We start from the raw sequence: 5,744 nt of genomic DNA, 5'->3' as shown, positions 1-5,744 counted from the left end.
AGGGGTCTGGTGTTCGAAGGGGTGCTGGGCTGTTGAGGTGGTGGGGAGGTTGGTTTGGGTGGGGTTGAGAATTTTCGGTGTGAGTTGCCAGGGGGCAAAAAACCGGTGTAGAATTCAAGGCTTCGCTGATTGCGGCGAGTTGCACGAAGCGTGTAACAGTTGCAAAAAGCAAATAACCACAAAGTTTGACAGGTCTTTTAAAAAGCTGTTAGAATTCAAGGCTTCGCTGATCGCAGCGAGTTGGCAAGAAAGCAAAGCTTCTTGCGGATCTTTAAAAACATACAGCCGATAAGCGTGGGCGTTTGAAGGCGAGTGCCAAGTTCTACGGAACTAGGTTCTTAGAACCTTAAAACGCTCATGAGAATAGAAGTGAAGTTCACTTCAATTCCGTTTTTATGAGTTGCCTCGAAAGAGGCGAAAAATTCAAGATCGAACTGAAGAGTTTGATCCTGGCTCAGATTGAACGCTGGCGGCATGCCTTACACATGCAAGTCGAACGGTAACAGGTCTTCGGATGCTGACGAGTGGCGAACGGGTGAGTAATACATCGGAACGTGCCCGAGAGTGGGGGATAACGAAGCGAAAGCTTTGCTAATACCGCATACGATCTCAGGATGAAAGCAGGGGACCGCAAGGCCTTGCGCTCACGGAGCGGCCGATGGCAGATTAGGTAGTTGGTGGGGTAAAGGCTTACCAAGCCTACGATCTGTAGCTGGTCTGAGAGGACGACCAGCCACACTGGGACTGAGACACGGCCCAGACTCCTACGGGAGGCAGCAGTGGGGAATTTTGGACAATGGGCGCAAGCCTGATCCAGCCATGCCGCGTGCAGGATGAAGGCCTTCGGGTTGTAAACTGCTTTTGTACGGAACGAAAAGCTCTGGGTTAATACCCTGGGGTCATGACGGTACCGTAAGAATAAGCACCGGCTAACTACGTGCCAGCAGCCGCGGTAATACGTAGGGTGCAAGCGTTAATCGGAATTACTGGGCGTAAAGCGTGCGCAGGCGGTTGTGTAAGACAGATGTGAAATCCCCGGGCTCAACCTGGGAACTGCATTTGTGACTGCACAGCTAGAGTGCGGCAGAGGGGGATGGAATTCCGCGTGTAGCAGTGAAATGCGTAGATATGCGGAGGAACACCGATGGCGAAGGCAATCCCCTGGGCCTGCACTGACGCTCATGCACGAAAGCGTGGGGAGCAAACAGGATTAGATACCCTGGTAGTCCACGCCCTAAACGATGTCAACTGGTTGTTGGGTCTTCACTGACTCAGTAACGAAGCTAACGCGTGAAGTTGACCGCCTGGGGAGTACGGCCGCAAGGTTGAAACTCAAAGGAATTGACGGGGACCCGCACAAGCGGTGGATGATGTGGTTTAATTCGATGCAACGCGAAAAACCTTACCCACCTTTGACATGTACGGAAGTTGCCAGAGATGGCTTCGTGCTCGAAAGAGAACCGTAACACAGGTGCTGCATGGCTGTCGTCAGCTCGTGTCGTGAGATGTTGGGTTAAGTCCCGCAACGAGCGCAACCCTTGCCATTAGTTGCTACGAAAGGGCACTCTAATGGGACTGCCGGTGACAAACCGGAGGAAGGTGGGGATGACGTCAAGTCCTCATGGCCCTTATAGGTGGGGCTACACACGTCATACAATGGCTGGTACAGAGGGTTGCCAACCCGCGAGGGGGAGCCAATCCCATAAAGCCAGTCGTAGTCCGGATCGCAGTCTGCAACTCGACTGCGTGAAGTCGGAATCGCTAGTAATCGCGGATCAGAATGTCGCGGTGAATACGTTCCCGGGTCTTGTACACACCGCCCGTCACACCATGGGAGCGGGTTCTGCCAGAAGTAGTTAGCCTAACCGCAAGGAGGGCGATTACCACGGCAGGGTTCGTGACTGGGGTGAAGTCGTAACAAGGTAGCCGTATCGGAAGGTGCGGCTGGATCACCTCCTTTCTGGAAAACTGCACTCAAATTTGAACGCCCACACTTATCGGTTGTTGGAACAGGTTGGCTTGGCCAACATGGGTCTGTAGCTCAGCTGGTTAGAGCACCGTCTTGATAAGGCGGGGGTCGTTGGTTCGAGCCCAACTAGACCCACCAAATTCCGATACAGGCAAGAGGATCACTGGGGGATTAGCTCAGCTGGGAGAGCACCTGCTTTGCAAGCAGGGGGTCGTCGGTTCGATCCCGTCATCCTCCACCACCAAGATGTTCAACACCAAAGCGGCTTTGCAAGAGGCTGTTTTGTTGTTGATCAATATCGATTGATCAATCGGCTGTTCTTTAAAAATTCATAGAGTCGAATCAGCGTTGTCAGAGGAAACTGCACATTCGTAAAGGTTTAGTGCAGACCGTGCCTCTGATGACAATTTTGATTGCGTCAAAACGAACAGAACTTTGTTTTGTTCAAGTAATGACGAATCGTTCTCTTGGTAGCAATACCAAAGAATCATTCACATTACGGCATAACGCGTGAGGTGAAAGACCTCACAAGTCCTTGAAAGAAAGCTGTGGCATCTCGCAAGAGAGGTCAAAGTTATAGGGTCAAGTGACTAAGAGCATGTGGTGGATGCCTTGGCGATGATAGGCGACGAAAGACGTGATAGCCTGCGATAAGCTTCGGGGAGCTGGCAAATAAGCTTTGATCCGGAGATTTCTGAATGGGGAAACCCACCCTTCGGGGTATCAGTATCTGAATACATAGGGTACTGAGGCGAACCGGGTGAACTGAAACATCTCAGTAGCTCGAGGAAAAGACATCAACCGAGATTCCGAAAGTAGTGGCGAGCGAAATTGGAGAAGCCTTCTAGTGATAGCACGACTGTTAGCAAAACGGGATGGAAAGCCCGGCCATAGTAGGTGATAGCCCTGTATGCGAAAACAGACGTGTGGTACTGAGCTAGAGAAAAGTAGGGCGGGGCACGAGAAACCCTGTCTGAATATGGGGGGACCATCCTCCAAGGCTAAATACTCATCATCGACCGATAGTGAACAAGTACCGTGAGGGAAAGGCGAAAAGAACCCCGGGAGGGGAGTGAAATAGATCCTGAAACCGCATGCTTACAAAAAGTCGGAGCCCGCAAGGGTGACGGCGTACCTTTTGTATAATGGGTCAGCGACTTACATTCAGTGGCAAGGTTAACCGAGTAGGGAAGCCGTAGAGAAATCGAGTCCGAATAGGGCGTTCAGTCGCTGGGTGTAGACCCGAAACCAAGTGATCTATCCATGGCCAGGATGAAGGTGCCGTAACAGGTACTGGAGGTCCGAACCGACTAGTGTTGCAAAACTAGCGGATGAGCTGTGGATAGGGGTGAAAGGCTAAACAAACTTGGAAATAGCTGGTTCTCTCCGAAAACTATTTAGGTAGTGCCTCAAGTATTACCTTCGGGGGTAGAGCACTGTTTTGGCTAGGGGGTCATGGCGACTTACCAAACCAAGGCAAACTCCGAATACCGAAGAGTACAGCTTGGGAGACAGAGCACCGGGTGCTAACGTCCGGACTCAAGAGGGAAACAACCCAGACCGCCAGCTAAGGTCCCTAAAATTGGCTAAGTGGGAAACGAAGTGGGAAGGCTAAAACAGTCAGGATGTTGGCTTAGAAGCAGCCATCATTTAAAGAAAGCGTAATAGCTCACTGATCGAGTCGTCCTGCGCGGAAGATGTAACGGGGCTAAGCCAGTTACCGAAGCTGCGGATGCACAGTTTACTGTGCGTGGTAGGAGAGCGTTCTGTAAGCCTGTGAAGGTGTCTGGTAACGGATGCTGGAGGTATCAGAAGTGCGAATGCTGACATGAGTAGCGTTAAAGGGGGTGAAAAGCCCCCTCGCCGTAAGCGCAAGGTTTTCTACGCAACGTTCATCGGCGTAGAGTGAGTCGGCCCCTAAGGCGAGGCAGAGATGCGTAGCTGATGGGAAACAGGTCAATATTCCTGTACCGATCAATAGTGCGATGTGGGGACGGAGAAGGTTAGCTCAGCCAACTGTTGGAATAGTTGGTTCAAGCCTGTAGTCGTGCCTGGTAGGCAAATCCGCCGGGCTGAGATGAGGGGTGATAACGAGTCTGCTTGCAGACGAAGTGAGTGATACCCTGCTTCCAGGAAAAGCCACTAAGCTTCAGCTATTGACGACCGTACCGCAAACCGACACTGGTGCGCGAGATGAGTATTCTAAGGCGCTTGAGAGAACTCAGGAGAAGGAACTCGGCAAATTGATACCGTAACTTCGGGAGAAGGTATGCCCCAAGTAGGTGAACTCGTACAGAGGGAGCCCAAAGGGGTTGCAAAAAATCGGTGGCTGCGACTGTTTAATAAAAACACAGCACTCTGCAAACACGAAAGTGGACGTATAGGGTGTGACGCCTGCCCGGTGCTGGAAGATTAAATGATGGGGTGCAAGCTCTTGATTGAAGTCCCAGTAAACGGCGGCCGTAACTATAACGGTCCTAAGGTAGCGAAATTCCTTGTCGGGTAAGTTCCGACCTGCACGAATGGCGTAACGATGGCCACACTGTCTCCTCCTGAGACTCAGCGAAGTTGAAATGTTTGTGATGATGCAATCTCCCCGCGGAAAGACGGAAAGACCCCATGAACCTTTACTGTAGCTTTGTATTGGACTTTGAACAGATCTGTGTAGGATAGGTGGGAGGCTTTGAAGTGAGGTCGCTAGATCTCATGGAGCCGACGTTGAAATACCACCCTGGTGTGTTTGAGGTTCTAACCTAGGTCCCTTATCGGGATCGGGGACAGTGCATGGTAGGCAGTTTGACTGGGGCGGTCTCCTCCCAAAGCGTAACGGAGGAGTTCGAAGGTACGCTAGGTACGGTCGGACATCGTGCTAATAGTGCAATGGCATAAGCGTGCTTAACTGCGAGACTGACAAGTCGAGCAGATGCGAAAGCAGGACATAGTGATCCGGTGGTTCTGTATGGAAGGGCCATCGCTCAACGGATAAAAGGTACTCTGGGGATAACAGGCTGATACCGCCCAAGAGTTCATATCGACGGCGGTGTTTGGCACCTCGATGTCGGCTCATCTCATCCTGGGGCTGTAGCCGGTCCCAAGGGTATGGCTGTTCGCCATTTAAAGAGGTACGTGAGCTGGGTTTAAAACGTCGTGAGACAGTTTGGTCCCTATCTTCCGTGGGCGCTGCAGATTTGAGGAAGCCTGCTCCTAGTACGAGAGGACCGGAGTGGACACACCTCTGGTGTATCGGTTGTCACGCCAGTGGCATTGCCGAGTAGCTAAGTGTGGAAGAGATAACCGCTGAAAGCATCTAAGCGGGAAACTCGTTTCAAGATGAGATCTGCCGGGGCCTTGAGCCCCCTAAAGAGTCGTTCAAGACCAGGACGTTGATAGGTCGGGTGTGGAAGCGCAGTAATGCGTTAAGCTAACCGATACTAATTGCTCGTGCGGCTTGACCCTATAACTTTGACTACCCGTCAAGGTTGTTATGCCAAGTGACGCAATCAAATACCAAAAGCTGATCGCCTCTATGAATTCGCCGTCCTGACCCCCGCGTCACGACAGCAACAAGTTATGCCTGATGACCATAGCAAGTTGGTCCCACTCCTTCCCATCCCGAACAGGACAGTGAAACGACTTTGCGCCGATGATAGTGCGGATTCCCGTGTGAAAGTAGGTCATCGTCAGGCTCTTACAGCCCAGAAACCCCCTTCAGCTCCCAAGCTGAAGGGGGTTTTTGCTTTGCAATAGCAACAACAACCAACGAGCCGCCGCGTCA

General features: G+C 51.7%; 2 tRNA genes and 3 rRNA genes. All 5 read left to right on the top strand.

The annotated features are described in order from the left end of the window. The first annotated feature begins 431 nt into the window (after positions 1–431). Positions 432–1,960, top strand: a 16S ribosomal RNA gene (locus ABD866_RS10700). A gap of 70 nt (positions 1,961–2,030) precedes the next feature. Beyond that, a tRNA-Ile gene (locus tag ABD866_RS10695) sits at positions 2,031–2,107 on the top strand. A 27-nt stretch (positions 2,108–2,134) separates the two neighbouring features. Then, positions 2,135–2,210, top strand: a tRNA-Ala gene (locus tag ABD866_RS10690). Between the two features lie 339 nt (positions 2,211–2,549). Further along, positions 2,550–5,425: ribosomal RNA gene (locus tag ABD866_RS10685) — 23S ribosomal RNA — on the top strand. A 117-nt stretch (positions 5,426–5,542) separates the two neighbouring features. Further along, a 5S ribosomal RNA gene (gene rrf, locus ABD866_RS10680) occupies positions 5,543–5,655 on the top strand. The 16S, 23S and 5S rRNA genes sit together here with 2 tRNA genes alongside, the layout of an rRNA operon. Positions 5,656–5,744: the final 89 nt, after the last annotated feature.

This window comes from Acidovorax lacteus (assembly GCF_039540375.1).
Taxonomy (GTDB): Bacteria; Pseudomonadota; Gammaproteobacteria; order Burkholderiales; family Burkholderiaceae_C; genus Acidovorax_G; species Acidovorax_G lacteus.
The sequence above is the reverse complement of the archived record's forward strand: the minus strand, read 5'-3'. Positions and strand labels throughout refer to the sequence as shown.